This window comes from Bradyrhizobium sp. Ec3.3 (assembly GCF_000472925.1).
Lineage (GTDB): Bacteria > Pseudomonadota > Alphaproteobacteria > Rhizobiales > Xanthobacteraceae > Bradyrhizobium.
This window is the reverse complement of the sequence record NZ_AXAS01000103.1, coordinates 1-15,901: the sequence shown is the minus strand read 5'-3', so window position 1 is coordinate 15,901 and position 15,901 is coordinate 1. Positions and strand designations below refer to the sequence as shown.

8 protein-coding genes and 11 pseudogenes are annotated in these 15,901 nt (G+C 58.3%); 11 read left to right on the top strand and 8 right to left on the bottom strand.

Annotated elements, in window-relative coordinates; genetic code table 11:
* A pseudogene (locus tag YUU_RS59750) lies at window positions 1-260 on the bottom strand (tyrosine-type recombinase/integrase); the annotation flags it as partial.
* A gap of 78 nt (window positions 261-338) precedes the next feature.
* Here YUU_RS59750 and YUU_RS57825 point away from each other — a divergent pair.
* Window positions 339-625, top strand: a pseudogene (locus tag YUU_RS57825) (transposase); the annotation flags it as partial.
* Between the two features lie 170 nt (window positions 626-795).
* Here the strand turns inward: YUU_RS57825 and YUU_RS62055 are convergent.
* Window positions 796-915 (bottom strand): annotated as a pseudogene (locus YUU_RS62055) (transposase); the annotation flags it as partial.
* A gap of 94 nt (window positions 916-1,009) precedes the next feature.
* On the opposite strand from YUU_RS62055, the pseudogene YUU_RS59740 reads away from it, so the two are divergent.
* Window positions 1,010-1,165: pseudogene (locus YUU_RS59740) on the top strand (IS3 family transposase); the annotation flags it as partial.
* Between the two features lie 625 nt (window positions 1,166-1,790).
* Here YUU_RS59740 and YUU_RS54135 read toward each other — a convergent pair.
* On the bottom strand, window positions 1,791-2,495 hold the full coding sequence (locus tag YUU_RS54135; protein ID WP_051390244.1) for a hypothetical protein: 705 nt from the start codon (window positions 2,493-2,495) through the stop codon (window positions 1,791-1,793).
* Window positions 2,496-2,957: 462 nt separating this feature from the next.
* On the opposite strand from YUU_RS54135, the pseudogene YUU_RS63110 reads away from it, so the two are divergent.
* Window positions 2,958-3,201 (top strand): annotated as a pseudogene (locus YUU_RS63110) (transposase); the annotation flags it as partial.
* A 204-nt stretch (window positions 3,202-3,405) separates the two neighbouring features.
* On the top strand, window positions 3,406-3,915 hold the full coding sequence (locus YUU_RS55640) for a hypothetical protein (RefSeq protein WP_027527858.1): 510 nt from the start codon (window positions 3,406-3,408) through the stop codon (window positions 3,913-3,915).
* 237 nt (window positions 3,916-4,152) lie between these two features.
* Here YUU_RS55640 and YUU_RS59735 read toward each other — a convergent pair.
* A pseudogene (locus YUU_RS59735) lies at window positions 4,153-4,440 on the bottom strand (transposase); the annotation flags it as partial.
* 9 nt (window positions 4,441-4,449) lie between these two features.
* Between YUU_RS59735 and YUU_RS57810 the strand changes: the two are divergent.
* A pseudogene (locus tag YUU_RS57810) lies at window positions 4,450-4,710 on the top strand (transposase); the annotation flags it as partial.
* A 137-nt stretch (window positions 4,711-4,847) separates the two neighbouring features.
* Here YUU_RS57810 and YUU_RS54120 read toward each other — a convergent pair.
* Window positions 4,848-5,526: pseudogene (locus YUU_RS54120) on the bottom strand (IS5 family transposase); the annotation flags it as partial.
* Window positions 5,527-5,828: 302 nt separating this feature from the next.
* Here YUU_RS54120 and YUU_RS0143850 point away from each other — a divergent pair.
* The 4 genes and pseudogenes from YUU_RS0143850 to YUU_RS62045 form a co-directional block, all read left to right on the top strand.
* Window positions 5,829-8,273 carry a CaiB/BaiF CoA-transferase family protein gene (locus tag YUU_RS0143850; protein WP_027527857.1) on the top strand — a complete coding sequence of 815 codons (2,445 nt, stop codon included), beginning with the start codon at window positions 5,829-5,831 and terminating at the stop codon, window positions 8,271-8,273.
* Between the two features lie 1,124 nt (window positions 8,274-9,397).
* Window positions 9,398-9,613: a transposase gene (locus YUU_RS63105; RefSeq protein ID WP_371260593.1), complete on the top strand. Its 216-nt coding sequence runs from the start codon at window positions 9,398-9,400 to the stop codon at window positions 9,611-9,613.
* 75 nt (window positions 9,614-9,688) lie between these two features.
* The gene (gene tnpB / locus YUU_RS54110; RefSeq protein ID WP_035665020.1) at window positions 9,689-9,859 is read left to right on the top strand and encodes an IS66 family insertion sequence element accessory protein TnpB; all 171 of its coding nucleotides are present in this window, start codon (window positions 9,689-9,691) and stop codon (window positions 9,857-9,859) included.
* Between the two features lie 19 nt (window positions 9,860-9,878).
* Window positions 9,879-10,060, top strand: a pseudogene (locus tag YUU_RS62045) (IS21 family transposase); the annotation flags it as partial.
* A gap of 351 nt (window positions 10,061-10,411) precedes the next feature.
* Here the strand turns inward: YUU_RS62045 and YUU_RS57795 are convergent.
* A pseudogene (locus YUU_RS57795) lies at window positions 10,412-11,414 on the bottom strand (IS110 family transposase); the annotation flags it as partial.
* A gap of 28 nt (window positions 11,415-11,442) precedes the next feature.
* Window positions 11,443-11,730, bottom strand: coding sequence for a helix-turn-helix domain-containing protein (locus tag YUU_RS0143825; RefSeq protein ID WP_027527855.1), 288 nt, complete (start codon window positions 11,728-11,730; stop codon window positions 11,443-11,445).
* Window positions 11,731-12,742: 1,012 nt separating this feature from the next.
* Between YUU_RS0143825 and YUU_RS54100 the strand changes: the two genes are divergently transcribed.
* The gene (locus tag YUU_RS54100; protein ID WP_051390242.1) at window positions 12,743-13,168 is read left to right on the top strand and encodes a hypothetical protein; all 426 of its coding nucleotides are present in this window, start codon (window positions 12,743-12,745) and stop codon (window positions 13,166-13,168) included.
* A gap of 677 nt (window positions 13,169-13,845) precedes the next feature.
* Here the strand turns inward: YUU_RS54100 and YUU_RS54095 are convergent.
* A pseudogene (locus tag YUU_RS54095) lies at window positions 13,846-14,463 on the bottom strand (transposase); the annotation flags it as partial.
* A gap of 669 nt (window positions 14,464-15,132) precedes the next feature.
* Here YUU_RS54095 and YUU_RS54090 point away from each other — a divergent pair.
* Window positions 15,133-15,901 (top strand): serine hydrolase (locus YUU_RS54090; protein ID WP_156944886.1); only part of this gene is annotated, 769 nt, incomplete at its 3' end.

The following is a 15,901-nucleotide window of genomic DNA, read 5'->3' as shown; positions in this document are numbered from 1 at the left end:
AGCCATCGTTTTGGCCGAGTGAGCCGCCAATACGTCCGCAGAATCCTCAAAAGCTGCGGCGAGAGCATAACGTAACGGTCCTTGCCGCCCTTGCCGTGCTCGACCCGGATCAACATCCGTCGGCTATCAATGTCGACAACCTTCAAGAGGACCACTTCCGATACGCGCAAGCCTGCGGCATAGACGGTGGTCAGCGCGGTACGGCTCTTGAGGCTTGGGATTGCTTCCAGGAAGCGCATGACCTCGTCAGCGCTCAGCACGACGATGGGTTATTCGGTCCGACGAGAGTTCGTGAGTTGGTCGGCGATGAGGCCATGCTGGAGGCGATCATGAATCCACTGGGCGCCTATTTCGGGTTGACGCCTCGCCGATACCAATCTGGCGAGATTGATCGGGGGGGGCGGATCACAAAAGGCGGAGATGGAGAGACGCGCACGGCCCTCTTCGAAGCTGCCAACTTCGTTCTCAGGCCAGCAACCCGATGGTCTCCGATGAAAACTTGGCGGTGCGTGTTGCACACCGGCAAGGAAGCAAGCTTTCGATAGTCGCGCTGGCCAGAAAAATGGCTGTCGTCCTTCACCGAATGTGGGTCGATCGAACCGAATTCCGATGGACGGTGGCGTAAGGACACGCCATAGCCTTCTCAAAAAATGCCCGTCGCGGGGCGTGTGATGGTCGACTTCGCACAATCTGTCGTAGCGTCGCCCTCCAGGCGGCTGACTACGCCGAAGAGCTTGAACCGACCATTCAACCGAATCCCATCATGTGGCGGCTTTGCCGACAATCTGCTCTTCCAAGGCCTTCAGTAGCTTTGGCCTCGGAGACCTCCATACCGCCAAATTTGGCCCTCCAACTGCAGATCGTCGCCTCGGAAATCCCACGCCTGCGAGCAAGGTCAGCCGTCTTCCCCCCAGCTCATGCTCCTTCAACCACCGCGATAATCTACTTCTGTATTCGGTCGCCTCTCAATCCCTTAAGAGCACGCGCCGGGAACCTTCCCTCTGGTCGCGTGAAGCTGAAGAAGCTCCTGGCTCAGCAGATGCTCGATGCGGCCGCCCTTCGCGAGCTTCTTTCAAAAGGTTAGGGCCCGCCGCCAAGCGCGCTGCGGTCGCGCATCTGCAGGCCGAGCCTGTCGGAACGGCGGGCCTGCTCGATCGTGAGCGCGGTAAGCCATTCGTCTATCCACTCCTGCCGTCGTTTCACGACGTCTGGGCGTTCTTATAGCCGCACGCCAAAACTGCCGGCGTTCTCTGTTGAGTTGTTTGACCCATCCAGCGCGCTCCTGCGGATCACTCCCGCACAGCGACCACGGTGTAGAACACATCCTCGCATCCCAATACCCACGTTGCACAGGTGGACAAATGCCCTGTGACAAATGCCCTGTGTGTGCAAGCGGGATGAAGTGAAACAGCATGCTGTCAAGGTGCGGTGTAATTGATCCCGCGCGTTCCAGTGTGTCTAAACCGCAATTAGTCCGGAGGACCATTACAGGCCGTCGGGCCCGGATCTCGGTCGCCATTTTCGCCCGCCAAATATCCCGATGACCCGATACGCCGATATGTAAGTGGCGACGCCGCAATCGGATCCACGAAAACGTTTCCGCTTCGCACCGATCATTAGCAAAAATGACCAAGCACGAAAGACACTACGCAACGGATAGGCACGTTTCAGGCGTGACACGGTTTCGATGACCGTGGTTGGAAGTAGGAACTCGCGCCACACGTCTATTAACCGCTCGACCAGCTTTTACGCGACTGCCGCCATACTAACGCGGTCATGCGGGTGAACGACTAAGCAAGAATCGGCGCGCTTGTGTCGTGACTTTCGACAAGGCTTCTCAACTCCTCGCCTGTTCGCCAAATAAGCCAATATTCCTCTTCAAAATCAATTTCCGCCAGCTGCAACATCCCTCCAACTTCACAGTGCGCATATCCATATTGTGGAATGAGGCCCTTATCCACTGACCAGCGCTCTACAAGAGCACACAAGAAATCAGGAGCCCACATGGCAAGAGTCATGGTCTGCTGTATTTTTGCTATGATCCTGGACATGCCCCGTCCTCTAAAGTCTCTGCGGAGCCAATATTCTCCGTGATAGGCGACTTTCCCGGTCATCTTCTTGGCGATTGGTTCGATGCAAGTACAACGCGCCGGACGATTTGCATGCACTTTCGGGTCAGCGTAAAACACCTTCAGAGATTGAAGATGTTCTGCGAAGTTACTGTGCGAAAGGTCATACACTCGAGCAGTCGATAGGAACGCAACCTCATTGTTCTCGTCGACGCCCGCGAACCAATATCCCTCGCCTAATTTGATCAGCGAGCGATCGGGCCGGAAACTTGGATTCGGCGGACCCTTTGTTGGGGTGGACCGGGCGATCGAAACATACTTATCAAAATCAAATCCCATAGAAAGCTTAATGCCTTTCTGGGCGATGGCTGCGTCGTACACTTGAAGGAACCGTGATACTTGCAGCAGATCAACTACGCTTACCATCGTATCTCCCTCATCAGGATGAACTGGATTCCCAGCTTACAGCAAGTCACGAGAATCGAGATACTACCGACTCTGGTGAGGAATATTTGTTTCGATATTGGACCGGTTCGCTGATCCGAGGCAGCCGGGCTTGATCGTAGAGCCAATTAGATTAGCTCAAGCGGACGTAGGGCTCGGGAGCATGTCGCAATCCGAGAGTCGGCATCAGGGACGGTTCATCTCTATGTCGCAAGAACTGCCTAATGGCTTTTCATAGTGCTTTTGACTGGTTGTGTTCGGGCTGTCAGATTAACGTCGGCAGAGTTTTGGGATCGACGAGGAGTTCGATACTGCGAGCCGTCTTTGGCAACCTTTTGATAAGGCAGGCAGTCTCAAGCGATCGTACCATTTGGTGAACCGAAGGCGGCTGACACGGAAATATTCCTGAATGTCAGCGTCCGCCGGAGGCCTTCGGTGAAGCTTCGTTACAACTACGAATACCGTCGCAATGGGACGGTCAATCTGTTCGTTCTCCTCGACGTGCATCGCTCGTGGTGGAAGGTCACGCTCACCGAGCGGCGAACGGAAAAAGATTACTCCCAATGCATGGCGACCTCGTCGACATCCATTATCCCGATGCCGAGATCATCCATGTGCAGGATAATCTATCGACTCACTTCGCCGGCGCCTGTATCACACCTTCCCGCCCGCCGAAGCACGGCGCATCCGCATTGCCTCACTAAAAATGTTACCGGACAACATCCCTTTCGTGTCTGGGGCGGAGCCGCCAAATCAGTTCGGTGGCGGCTATGGCAGAGAAGATCAGCATGCGCGTAAAGCGCGAGATCACATCAGCGCTGGCCGAGCGTTATCGAGCGGGCGGTCGGATCGAGAAGGGGCGGATCCTTGACGAGCTTTGCCCCGTCACGGGATGGCATCGCAACCATGCTATCCGGGCATTGTCAGTGGACAGGTCATCGGAATCGGCCCGACCGCGGCGGCGGGGTCGGACCTACGGGCCTTCCATCGCGATGCACTGATTGTGCTATGGGACGCATCTGACCGGCTCTACAGCAAGCGGCTCCTCGCGATGATCCCGTTCTTGTTCCCGGCGCTTGAACGGCACGGCAGATTGGAGCTTTCTGCCGATGAGCGGCTGCTGGTTTTGAAGGTGAGCGCGGCGACGATCGATCGCCTGCTGACCGACGTAAAGATCGCAGCAGCCGGAGGGCGGCGACGACGGGCGGGCTTTTCCAGTGCCGTACGGCGGCAGGTCCCGGTGCGCACGTTCAATGACTGGGGATCATCTCCGCCGGGTTACTGCGAAGTGGATCTGGTTGCGCATGGCGGCATGTCCGTTGTCCGGCGCGTTCATTCAGACGCTAACAATGGTGGATGTCGCAACGGGGTGGACCGAATACTTTCCGCTCATCCTGCGTGAGGCAGGTCGAGGCCGTTGAACGCGCGCAGAACCTATTTCCCTGGCCTGTTCGTGGGCTCGATTTTGACAACGACATCGCCTTCATGAACGACACGATCGTATCGTGGTGCCGCTCTCATCATGTCGAAGCAACTCGTTCCAGGACGTACAAGACGATGAGGCGTTCGTGGAGCAAAAGAACGGAGCTATCGTTCGCGGCGCTACTGATCATTCTCTCAAATCGTGCACGAATTGCGTGTGCGTCTCGTTTGAACGCTTCTCCTTATGGAAGCTGCGCTCAGCCTTGCGTTCCGGACCCTCGCTGTCGTTGTCGCCCCGGTCCTTCTTGCGGAAGCTTTTGATTGAAGCCGACGCCTCAATCAGCGTGCCATCCACCGAGAAGTGATCGCTCGACAACAGGCGCTTAACCTTTGGCTGAACCAGCACCGCCGAAAGGAACTTAACGGCAATATCACCCTCTAACAGCGGGTCGCGGTTCTTGGAGAAGGTCAAGTGGTCCCATACAGGATCGTCGACGCCCAGGCCGAATTTCGTCAGCTGGTCGAGATCACCAAGCTGCGCTGGCGCATTGAGCGCGACTACCCCGAACTCAAACAGGAGGTCGGCCTTGGCCACTTCGAGGGGCGGGGTTGGCGCGGCTTCCACCATCACGCAACGCTGTGCATCGCGGCTTACGGATTCCTGGTCTCGGAGCGAGAAACGATTTCCCCCTCAGCAACAGCCGCCACCAAAATCTTCAAGGGAGCTACTATTCCCGAAAATTATCGGCCGAGGGGATCTGCCATTGCGGCCTGAACGGCACGTTCCGAACTCAATTGCGACCGTCCAACGAAGATTGAGCGCTGCTCTCGTCGCCACACTATCACGATGCCCTTGTTGCATCAGGGCAATCTCAAGTCGAAGTGCCTATCGAAATTCATGACGCAGTAAGATTAGAGGCTGTTAGGAACCAGCAGCGAGTAAGCGACCTTTTTGAGCATGATACATGCGAAGGCGATGAGGTGGAGGTCGGCGAGGGTCTGAGCACATTGCTCGTAGTCTTTGATAAGTCTTCGGAAGCGTGTAGCCCACGCGAAGGATCGCTCGACGACCCATCGCCTTAGGAGCAGCACGAAGCCTCGTTTGGCCTCCGACAGCTTTATGACCTCGAGGGCAATGCCGTGTTCTGCAGCCGCCGCTGCAGGCTTGTCGCCCGCGTAGCCCTGGTCCACCGAAGGCGACTTCGACGCTCTGACAGTCTCTGCCTGAATCGCCTTGACGATCCGGCCAATCTCGGCGCGATCGTCGGTGTTGGCGGGCGTGACATGCAGTGCCAGAAGATGGCCCAGCGTCTCGACGGCCAATGTAGCTTCGAACCCTTCTTGCGCTTGGCTCCGTCGTAGGCGCCTCGGACGTCGAGCGCAGAGTTCGATTGTCGATGATGGCGGCGGTCGGCTGCGCGGGTCGTCCAGCCGCAAGGCGCAGGATGACGCGCAGATCCTCGGCCAGGGCCGCAAAACAACCCGCGCGCAACCACCGCTGCGCCTGCTGATAAACGATCTCCCACGGCAGCAAATCGTTCGGCATCCAGCGCCAGGGCGCGCCGGTCTTCACGATGTAGCGCAGGCCGTTGAGAAATCAGGACACTACTCCCCCACCAGAGTAGGTAGTGCCTCGATCCGTTCTTAGTGGAGTACGGTCAATCGGTGTATGCCGCAGAGGCCAGCTGTAAGCTCATCAGGATTCGTCGCATGCTTCACGCTTTCGGCTTTTATGTCTTCTTTTGCCAATTCGCAGGCGAGCAACTGGAGGGGTATATGCTGCTAGCTGCTGCAAGGAAACGGTGCCAGGGCCGATCCGGAAAAGTGTTACAAGCGTGCCGTATCGCGCTCGCGAAATAGGTCATGTTTCGGAGCACCACAATGGAGCCCTCAATGGGAGTGTTCTCGCATCTGCGAGTAGTCGAAATCGGTAGCTCGGCGGCAACCAGCTACTGTGCGCGGTTGTTTGCCGATTTCGGTGCCGATGTTCGGAAGGTCGAGCCGCCACAAGGCGATCCACTTCGACAGAGCTCGCCACTAACGCCCAGCGGCCAGAGCGCGTGGTTCGCGTTTCTGAACTTCAACAAGTCAAGCATCATCATCAATCCCGCCGCCCCGCTGGCGAGCACACGACTGACTGAATTAATCGAGGATTGCGACATTCTGATTGACGGTCGCCAGATCGACGCCGCAGATTGTCCGTCGACTGATGTTGCCGCGGTCCGCCAGCTCCGTCCGGGGTTGATTTGCCTCGAAGGGAGCTGGTTCGGCCGAGAGGGACCGTATGCAGGATTGGTCGCAACCGACTCAACCATCCGCGCGCTCGCCGGCCTTGTCAAGCTGGTTGGACCGGTCGAGGGCCCGCCGATGCACGCACCGGATTTCCAAACGGGCATCCTCGCTGGTCTGTGGGGCTTTATTGCAGCGGCTTCCTCGGTGTTTGCACAAAGGCGGGGCGGAGGAGGGCGGTCGTGGTCGTTCGATATTTTCGAAGCGAGCCTCGCTCTCAGTGAGTATCTCATGTCGGAGGCGTTTGCGCGTGGGGACGTGATGCGCCGGATCGGCAGTAACCGCTTTTGGCCAGGCTCTCCAGTTGGCATTTACGAAGCGAGAAAGGGGTGGCTCGGCGTGACAGTAGCAACGCCGGCACAATGGCGCGCATTCTGCGACATGCTCGGCCTATCCGAGTTGCGTGACAAGTCGGATTTGGTTCTCGGCGAAGATCGTTTGAAACACCTGGAACAGATCGAACGAGTGTTCGTACCGAGGTTGAAAGCGCGGACCGCAGAGGAATGGTTCGCAGAGGGGCGAAAACGAAAGATTCCGATCGTACCGGTGCCAGAAATATCCGATCTGCTCCAGGATAGGGAGAAGAAAGTGCGCGGCGCAATCGTGCCTGTTCTGTTTGGCGAAGAAGAGGGTCTGACTGTCGGCTCGGTACAGCGGTTGACATTGACGCCGCCGCGTCGAGGCGGAAAGGTTCCGGCCCTCGGTGAGCGGCAGAGCGTTGAGAATACGCGAAACGATTCGGCTGGCTCTGCATCGTCGCTACAAAGTCGCATTGATTCCGGTCGGCAGCCATTGCATGGAGTTCGGGTCATCGACTTCTCCATGGGCTGGGCTGGTCCGTTGTGTACGCGTACACTGGCTGATCTCGGCGCGGACGTCATAAAGATCGAGGCCATTCAATATCCGGATTGGTGGCGCGGCGTTGACCGGCGTTCTGCTTACGTGGATGACCAGATGTACGAAAAGACGGCTGGGTTCTGCATCATGAACCGCAACAAGCGTGGCATCACACTCGATCTGACGCGGCCGCAGGGCCGCACTCTCGCCAAACGACTTGTAGGGGGAGCCGATATTGTCGTCGACAATTACTCGGTCGATGTGCTGACAAAGCTCGGGCTTGGCTACGACGTGCTCAGAACGCTCAACCCGCGCCTCGTCATGATGTCAATGTCAGCCTTCGGCGCGAATAGCATCCATCGCGATTGCCGTGCCTATGGCTCGACTCTCGAGCAGGGTTCGGGAATGCCGAGCGTGGTCGGAAACCCCGGCGAGCCGCCCGTGATGAGCCACATCGCGTTCGGCGATGCCGTCGGCGGATTGAACGGCTGTGCTGCAATTCTGGTGGCGCTCAATCACGCCTGCACAAGCGGGCAGGGCCAGTTTATTGACCTTGCGCAGATCGAATGCATGATGCCGTTTGCAGCGCCATGGATCACCCTCTACTCGATCGACGGTATGCCACCGAGAAGGTACGGCAATCGACATCCACAGTTCGTGCCGCATGGTTGCTTCCGATGCGCAGGTGACGATAGCTGGATTGTGGTAGCCGCGACGGACGAAGACATGTGGCAAAGGCTTGCACTTCTTATTGGCAGAAGAGACTGGTCCACGGACGAATCGCTGAAAAATCCGGAAGCCCGTCGCAAAATCGAGGATGTCATCGAGAGAGGCATCGAAGCCTGGACTCTCTCTCTCGATGCGGATAAGGCCATGTCCGAGTTGCAGGACGCAAGGGTTGCCGCCGGCGTGGCCCGCCTGCCAATCGACCTGCTCAAAGATCGGCATCTCAGGTCGCGCGCATTTCTGCAGGATGTCGACCGTGCTTTCATAGGCCGGCACCCACAACCCTCGATGCCGATTCGCGAAGGCGCACAGCCCAGTGCAATCCGCGCGGCTGCGCCGACGCTCGGACAGCATAACAGAGAGATTCTATCAAAGCATCTCGGCCTCTCCGATGCCGAGATGGCGAATTTGGTGAGTGAGGGCATCATTGGTACAGCGATGCTGTCCGAAGAGGAGCTCGCAAAAGTAAAGATGTCGTCGCACTGACAAATCAAAGCTAAGCGCCGGATTGTCGTTGACGCTTAGGTGTGGCAGAGAGCCAGATGACTCGAGGTTAGTCCAATTTTACGAAAGGTGATATCGCGGTGGCCCGATGGCTGGCGCTATCAACTCAACACGTCGTCTTCCCCCGCGAGCACCGGGTGGGCTAAAACCCTGGGCTCGACACCGAGCATTTGGGGATTCGCTCTCCTCGGTTGGCTACGCGGCGAGCCGATCCATTGCTATGGCAGCAATCCAAAAGTCTCGAAGAACCGAGAGAAGCGTGTCAACCCAACCAACACACCAAGATGTCGATCGAATGAGGGCATGTCTCATTCGCCTGGTATTTGCAATCTCAAGGCGACACTGCGTCATGTGTCAGAGCGGCTCGAGACGTTGCGGAGGCGGGAAGATGGCTCTGTCCCTCAACATATTGCCGAGATACGCCACATGGTCGCCCTTCGCTTCGCCAGGAACCAGATCACGGAGATCGAGGCAGTTCGCTTACAACGTTTGCAAGTTTTCAAGAGCGGAGCGTACGTGATTGTCAAATTGCTGGCGGATTATTGGTGTTGCGATCGAAACAGCGGACATGCTCGTGCATAAGATCCTCTCCTGGCAATCAACAGATGCCAGAGCCGTCGCGCGTAACGCGAGCCTCACGGGCGCTCCCCAAGCGAGGACGGAAGCAGCGCCTTAGACGCACTGGCAATGCCCGGTACGGCGTGGGATGATCCAACTGGCCTTGCGCTTTCACCTTTTCCAGAGCGCGATGCCCCCCCGGATTTGCAAGTGGTCTGGGAAGTCATCGCCATGCCATGGACTCTTCTGATGATCGCCCGGGCTTGAAGCAAGGCGATCGCCGAGGTTCTGTCTGGGGCGTACTGGAAACGCTTTTATGTGCACTTCTGCAGGAACGGCTCGACTGTAAGCGCGTGCCTCCCGCACCTTGTTCGGCGCGGGCTGATCGGCAACATGCGAGCCGTCATGTACAGTTAGGTTCGCATATTATGGTTGACCATATAGTTGATGCTTCGGAGCTGCGGGGCCGGGTCGATATACAGGTCGGAACGGGGCGTCGGCGGCGGTGGAGCGAAGCGGTTAAGGGGCGGATCGTGGCGGAGTCATATGTGCCGGGCACAGTTGTGTCCGAGGTGGCGCGCCGGCACGACCTCTCACCGCAACACCTGTTTGCTTGGTGCAAGGCCGCGCGTACCGGTCTGCTGAGCTTGTCGGCGGAGGATGCGCCGCTCTTCGTTCCGGTGGTGTCGGAGCTGCGCTCCCGCTGGGAAGTGCGTGGAAGCGGCAACGCGGAACGCGATACCGATCAGCATCGAGATTGGTGATGCGCTGGTTCGCGTAGCCGCCGGAGTCGATCCGGCCTGGCTGCGCGATGTGCTGTGGGCCGTGACCGCGACTGCATGATCGCGGCTTCGGCGGGCGTGAAGATCATGGTCGCGACGCGGCCGGTCAACTTTCGTAAACGTGCCGATGGTCTCGCCGCGCTGGTGCGCGAGCAACTCCACCATGATCCGTTCGCGGGAACAATTTTTGCCTTTCGTTCAAAGCGAGCGGACCGTTTGAAGATTTAAACCGCTTCCCGGCTAGCCGTGGGTCCATGCCGAATGGCGCCGATGACGGGTCGGGCTCGACTATCACGTCGAGACCAAACCACACTACTACTCGGTGCCCTATCGCTTCGCCCGTCGGGAGATAGAGGCGCGGATCAGCGCACGAACGGTTGAAATCTTCCTGGGGGCGAGCGTATTGCCGCGCACATGCGCGGCAGTGGGCCTTCCCAGTTGCGGAACAAGCTACAGAAGCGGCTATACCGGTATCCGTCAGGATGCTCTGCAATGTAATCTTCCCATCTGTGGACTCCCCCGTGAGCGCAACTAAAATCTTTCGTGAGGCGCGGCGCGCAGTCGGGTGCTGACATCTGTCCGGCCTCTGATGCGACCGGTCATGCGTCGCGGGCCCGTATGGGAGTTCGCGGATCGGGGGCCAAATCACAGAACCGTGCTCGAACTCGGGGGCACTCTGGGAGGAACTGGCTTTCCCGATCCGTCTCATTGACTGTTGCGCCAAACCTTTCCGTCTGACCTTCCTACACTCTCGACGACCTCTGACTGGACAACTATGCCAGCCAGAGCTTGGTAGACGCCGCCTTTCGCCAGAAGCGCCCAGACAGTCCGGGTCATCTTATTGGCAAGAGCGACGATCACGAGCATGGGCGGTTTGCGGGAGAGCATCCGCACCAGCCAGGATCCTTTGCCGCGGCGGCGAGCATGCCGCACGACGGCGCAAGCTCCGATGATGAGCAAGCGCCGCAAGGTTCGCTCACCCATGCGCCAAGCTTTTGTTTTCCGCCGGTCGAGCGCTGCAGTGGTGTGTCAGTCCCCCAGCCAGGCAGCGAAGTCGCGGCCTTTCTTAAATGTCGTGGCCGCAGGAGCCAAAGCGACGAATGCTGTTGCTGTTATCGGGCCCACACCGGGTATGGTTGTCAACCGCCGCGCGGTTTTGTCTTCCCGGGCACGGCTTGCGATCTCGACGTCAAGATGTTTGATCTTGTGATCCAGCAACCGCAGTGTATCAACCAGCAGCTCGAGTGCCAGTCGGGCTGCTTCTGGCAATTCGGATGCTCCAGCTGTTCAATGAGCGTGACGACGTGGCCCTGGGGAACGATCACGCCGTACTCGGCAAGATGGCCGCGTAGAGCATTGATCCTGGGTGCGCTGTCGCACCAGGAGTTCGCGCGCCCGAAACACGACCGCACTGGCCTGCTTGCTCCGCACTCTTGACGGCGACAAAGCGAATCGTCGGCCATTGAGCGGCTTCAGAGATCGCTTCGGAATCGGCCGCATCGTTCTTCTGCCGTTTTACGAAAGGTTTCACGTAAGCAGGCGGAATGAGGCGAACTGTGTGGCCGAGCTTGCCGATCTCGCGCGCCCAATGGTGCGCGCCCGCACAAGCTTCCATCGCGACCATGCATGTCGGCTGCTTGGCGAACTCCAGCACCTTATTACGCCGCAGCTGTTTGCGGAAAAAAGTGGCGCCTGCAGCATCCGCCCAGTCCGATCGTGCTAACTTCCATGGCGGACGTCTCCTTCTCTGCGGTGACTGTTCAACACCACCATCTTGGCACATTGATGCCGGCAAGCGGGCGTCCAGCCCATCACAGCACCTGCAAGGTCACATGCTTGCGCTTGAGCTCGCGGCCAATAACAGACCAGGGCTCGGCCACCTTACGGCGACCAGGCTTCACGCGAGGCACCCCGTACAGCAGTTGCTCCAGCTCGGCGTCGCTTATCTCTTCCGGGACTGCCCATGCCAGACCCGCGCCCGCAAACCGCTTCAGCGTATCACGTACCGTGGTCGGCCCGACGCCGACACGCTCGCCAACCACGCGCGTCGAGAGCCCAGCCTCAAGGCTCAACCTCACAATCTCGCGGACCTGGCGCATGAGATCCCTCCTCGTCGGGCATCCCATTCTCTAAGCTGTTCCCAGCCGGAGAGATGGCCCAACGATCGGGCCACACACCATCCGAAACTGCGCGCGATCATTTCGGAACCCCGCGCGCCATCAGATCGGTACGGTGCGCACGATGACCTCGGAGTCGGCATACTTCGACACCATCGACCACGCGCACCTACGCCGATTTCTCGATCAGCGAGTCACGGACGGCGTCATCCGGAGGATGATTGATAAATGGCTGAAGGCGGGGGTGCTCGAAAAGGGCATCCTACGCCGCACGACTGGTGGAACGCCATCTGCACCATGTGCTGGATGAATGGTTCGACGAGCGAAAGCGAACCGCCGATGAACTGTGGAAAGCGTAGGAATGACCTCAAAACCAAGCGGTTGTCGCTGCCTTGGGAGAAGTCCGAGAGGAGCCCGTGTACTGCTCGAACGGCGACCGGCATCGAGGTGGCGTGACCTTGGTTCAGGCTCTTGAGTGGAAGTGCGACCAGTGAAGGCTGGTGTATTCAGCAGGAGGTAAGCCGGCCGGTGCAAAAGTCAGGCGCCCCGTAGTTTGGATAGCAGGGCGGCGGGAAACCAAAGTCCTGAAGCTTATCGACAAGGTCTCCCTTGGGGAAGCTACGAGTCGCTGGGCCGTAACGAAAGTAAACGCAATGTGCCCCCGAAAAAGAGTGAATCCGAAGGCCGAGCCCGCTTCCATAGGACGAAGGCAGCATGGGGTGCCGAAATCTGACCGATGCGGCATCTTGACTTCGGCGGGGTGGAAGCGACAGCACGGCGACAAGGACACACCGAGCAACTGGCGAAGCCCTCCTCGCCCCGGTGCGAAATCACCGGAGCAAGGTAGATCGTATAACCGGCTAAACCGGGAAATCGGTCGAAGGCGAGAGGGTGACGGATGGGTCCGTATGAGCGATGAAGTGGAGTAACGCCCGCGGAGCAAAGGGACCCAACTGTCTGGAATGTCTCTTTCAATCGGGAAGGCAATGACGAGATGATAAAGGCGTCCATCGATTTGCAGGACCTGAGGCCGAGACTATACGTCAAGGCGAAGGCTGAGACGTCCTGGCGTTTCTGGGGTTTGTACGTCCATGTTTGCAAGATGGAAACGCTACGCGAGGCGTATGCGTTGGCCGAAGAAAACGATGGCGCTCCCGGCGTAGACGGGATCACCTTCGAGGCCATCGAGGCACACGGCGTAGAGGTTTTCCTCGAGCAGATCAGGGACGAACTCGTGGGGCGCACCTATAAGCCGTTACCGGCTCGGCGGCAGGAAATACCGAAGGACGGGGGCAAGGTCCGCGTGCTTTCGATTCCTGCGATCCGGGATCGGGTGGTGCAAGGCGCGCTGTGGAGTAAGCAATGGCTGTACGAAACCTTGAAGCTGTTCAATGGCTACCGGGTTCGGCACGTTTGCTGAAAGTCGCGCCGGCAGGATAGGTCCCATAAACCTTGGAGTGAAACAGACAGGAGAGCGTAGAGCGGGAAATCCGCACGCTGCGTTCGAGGTGGCGGGGGCTGGAAACGTGGCATGGTCGAGATACTGTGACACTCGCAAACGAAAGAGCGAGGCAACAGGAGAACACGAACTTCGACCTAAACCGGCGCGCCAGTCTCCGACCCTACCGTGGGAACCTGCGTCTCGATGCGATGGGAGAAGCTCAAGCGGACGTCCCGCGAGAGCCTGAGTACCGATGCGAGAGGCAGGGGCGGAGTCGCGCGTAGTAGTGAAGAAGGTCCGGTAATCGGATTGGAGCGAAGGTGTGGCATCGTTCGGCTCTATCTGGAGGTCAACTGGAAACGGGAGGAGCCTTTTGGATAGAGCAAAGCCGTGGGGTATTTCCAAATATGGATTTGGGATGCGTACAAACGGGTAAAGGCAAACGGGGGAGCAGCTGGTGTCGACGATCAATCGATCGCGGAGTTTGTGAGATTTGAAAAACAATCTCTACAAGCTTTGGAATCGTAGCTCAAACGCGGAGCATCCGGATCATCGACTACACTGGGCGCCGAAGCAATGAATCGTTCGGCCGCCAGCCGCTGCGCGCGTTGAGGCGCGGAGTCTGCCGCAATCCGCGGTGAGCCGTGGTGAACGTGCGTAGATAAGTTATCGACGATAGGTTCGCCGATCGGCCGTGCCCTCTCCCTGGTGATGCGAACTGCTTCTACGATCTCCTGAAGCGCGATCCGATGTGCGGGTGATCGAACTGCTGTTCCTGGAGCCAGCGCAGATAGCGCATTGTCCAGCCCTTCTTGCGGGGATAGGTGCGTCCATGGTTGAGCATGAAGGCGCTCACCTGTTGGCGGTGGACCCGCAGCGTCTCAACCGCCGCGGCTCGCGTGCGGACGAGATCTCGCACCGCTTCGTGGTTTTCATCGAGAACCCATACCGCCGTTAACTCGCCGGCGCGGAGCAGCCGGGCGAGAGAAACAGCGTCCCGGCGGTTCGTCTTCACGCGATCGCCCGGCCTCCTCGGGATCCGCGATGGCGCAACCACGGTGCATTCGTGGCCGAGCGACCGGATTAGGCGATAAAGGCCATAGCCCGTCGGTCCGGCCTCGTAACAGAAACGCACGCAATTAACCGGCCGGCTATCCGTTCAATAATCCGCTGCATGCTGGTCACCGACGCGTCGACCTCGCCAAAAAAGCGGTCCTCTCCTTCCCGGCCAGCTTCCGCAATCGCGACGGCGTTCCGCAGCTTCGCGCGTCGATTCCGACAAAGCTTCCCTATAATCTGCCACGGCTCGTCCTCCTGTGAGAGGATCGGCTCGGGCTGCCCGAGCAACCCTCGGACGCGCAGTGTAGGGCGAGCCAGCTCATCGGCAGAGACGGACATACGGCCTTACGGCTTTCCGGCTCAACATTGTTGAGCGCTTCTTCGTTAAGATCACCCAAACCGCATGAAAGTCTTCTGCAGGCGCTTGATCACGGGCGCGTCAAGATGCAGCGGACCGCAACCAGTGTGCGGACGTTTCACTACGGGAGAAACTTCGAATTTTCCTGTACAGCGCAGAAATTCGGCGGGACGAGCTCTGAAAAAGCGAATTTCGGCTCCAATCTCCGTTAGTAATTGCACAGATGGAAAGTTGTAGCGGGTACAAATTGTGTGCTGCGGTGAGGCCGAAGTGTTTCCTCCTTGTCCGCTCGGGGGCGCGATTTATTTGCTCGGTAGGGCACCGTCAGCCTTCGCTGCGGTTAAGGTCGTGCAGCGGGAAATGTCGAAATAGACATTTGGGAATGATCCAATTGCGCAATGTGCAGGCGGATCCAAGAGGAACTTTTGGGAAAAGCTCAATCATTCCCTCTTAGAGCTCCGAAATGTGGCGGCGTCCTGGCCGACAAGCAACTACGCACCGCTCAACAATATACTGAGGAGATACCGTGAATACGACAAGACCCTTCCGGAACAGTCCGGGCCTTCCGCCCGGTGGTGCAGCCATTTTGCGATGGACGCCGGAGCAACAGGTCATCGGCTATTGGCAGAGAGAAAAGATAGATCCGGTTCGCGCTGTGGGCCGCGGGGCTGATGTGCGTCGCCTGCCCCTGGCGATCCAGCAGATCTCGCCCCATTGGAACTGGCAGGGCAAAGCCATGGACGTTGATAGCTACATGGCTTTTCAACGCACTTCTGGCGTCGCAGTGCTGAAAAATGGCCAGGTTATACTCGAACGCTATGGGCTCGGTCGGACGTCCCAGGACCGTTGGGTATCCGCGTCGTCCGCTAAGTCGGTAACTGCAATCCTGATCGGAGCGGCAATCCAAGACCGATGTATTAAGGGAATGGACTCGTTGGTCACGGAATACATTCCCGAGCTGCAAGGTAGCGCCTACGACGGAGTTACCATTCATCAGTTGCTGACCATGACCACTGGCATCATGTGGAACGAGGACTACACTGATCCTAACTCGGATGACGCTCAGGTATTTTCGTCGCCGTTTGTCGATGGCATTGATCCCGTTGTCGCATACATGCGCAAGCTGCCGAGGGCCTGTGCACCTGGCACCAACTTTCAGTACAAAACCGGAGATTCCAACGTTGCCGGCATCTTGGTCGCAAACGCCGTCGGCAGATCGCTGTCGGAGTATCTCTCGGAAAAGGTGTGGCAGCCCTTTGGAATGGAACAGGACGCGTTCTGGATGGTCAACTCCG

Coding starts and splice junctions, on each gene's coding strand:
- YUU_RS54135 (WP_051390244.1), bottom strand. CDS start 2,495: ATGGTAAGCGTAGTTGATCTGCTGCAAGTATCACGGTTCCTTCAAGTG.
- YUU_RS55640 (WP_027527858.1), top strand. CDS start 3,406: ATGGCATCGCAACCATGCTATCCGGGCATTGTCAGTGGACAGGTCATC.
- YUU_RS0143850 (WP_027527857.1), top strand. CDS start 5,829: ATGGGAGTGTTCTCGCATCTGCGAGTAGTCGAAATCGGTAGCTCGGCG.
- tnpB (WP_035665020.1), top strand. CDS start 9,689: ATGATCGCGGCTTCGGCGGGCGTGAAGATCATGGTCGCGACGCGGCCG.
- YUU_RS0143825 (WP_027527855.1), bottom strand. CDS start 11,730: ATGCGCCAGGTCCGCGAGATTGTGAGGTTGAGCCTTGAGGCTGGGCTC.
- YUU_RS54100 (WP_051390242.1), top strand. CDS start 12,743: ATGATAAAGGCGTCCATCGATTTGCAGGACCTGAGGCCGAGACTATAC.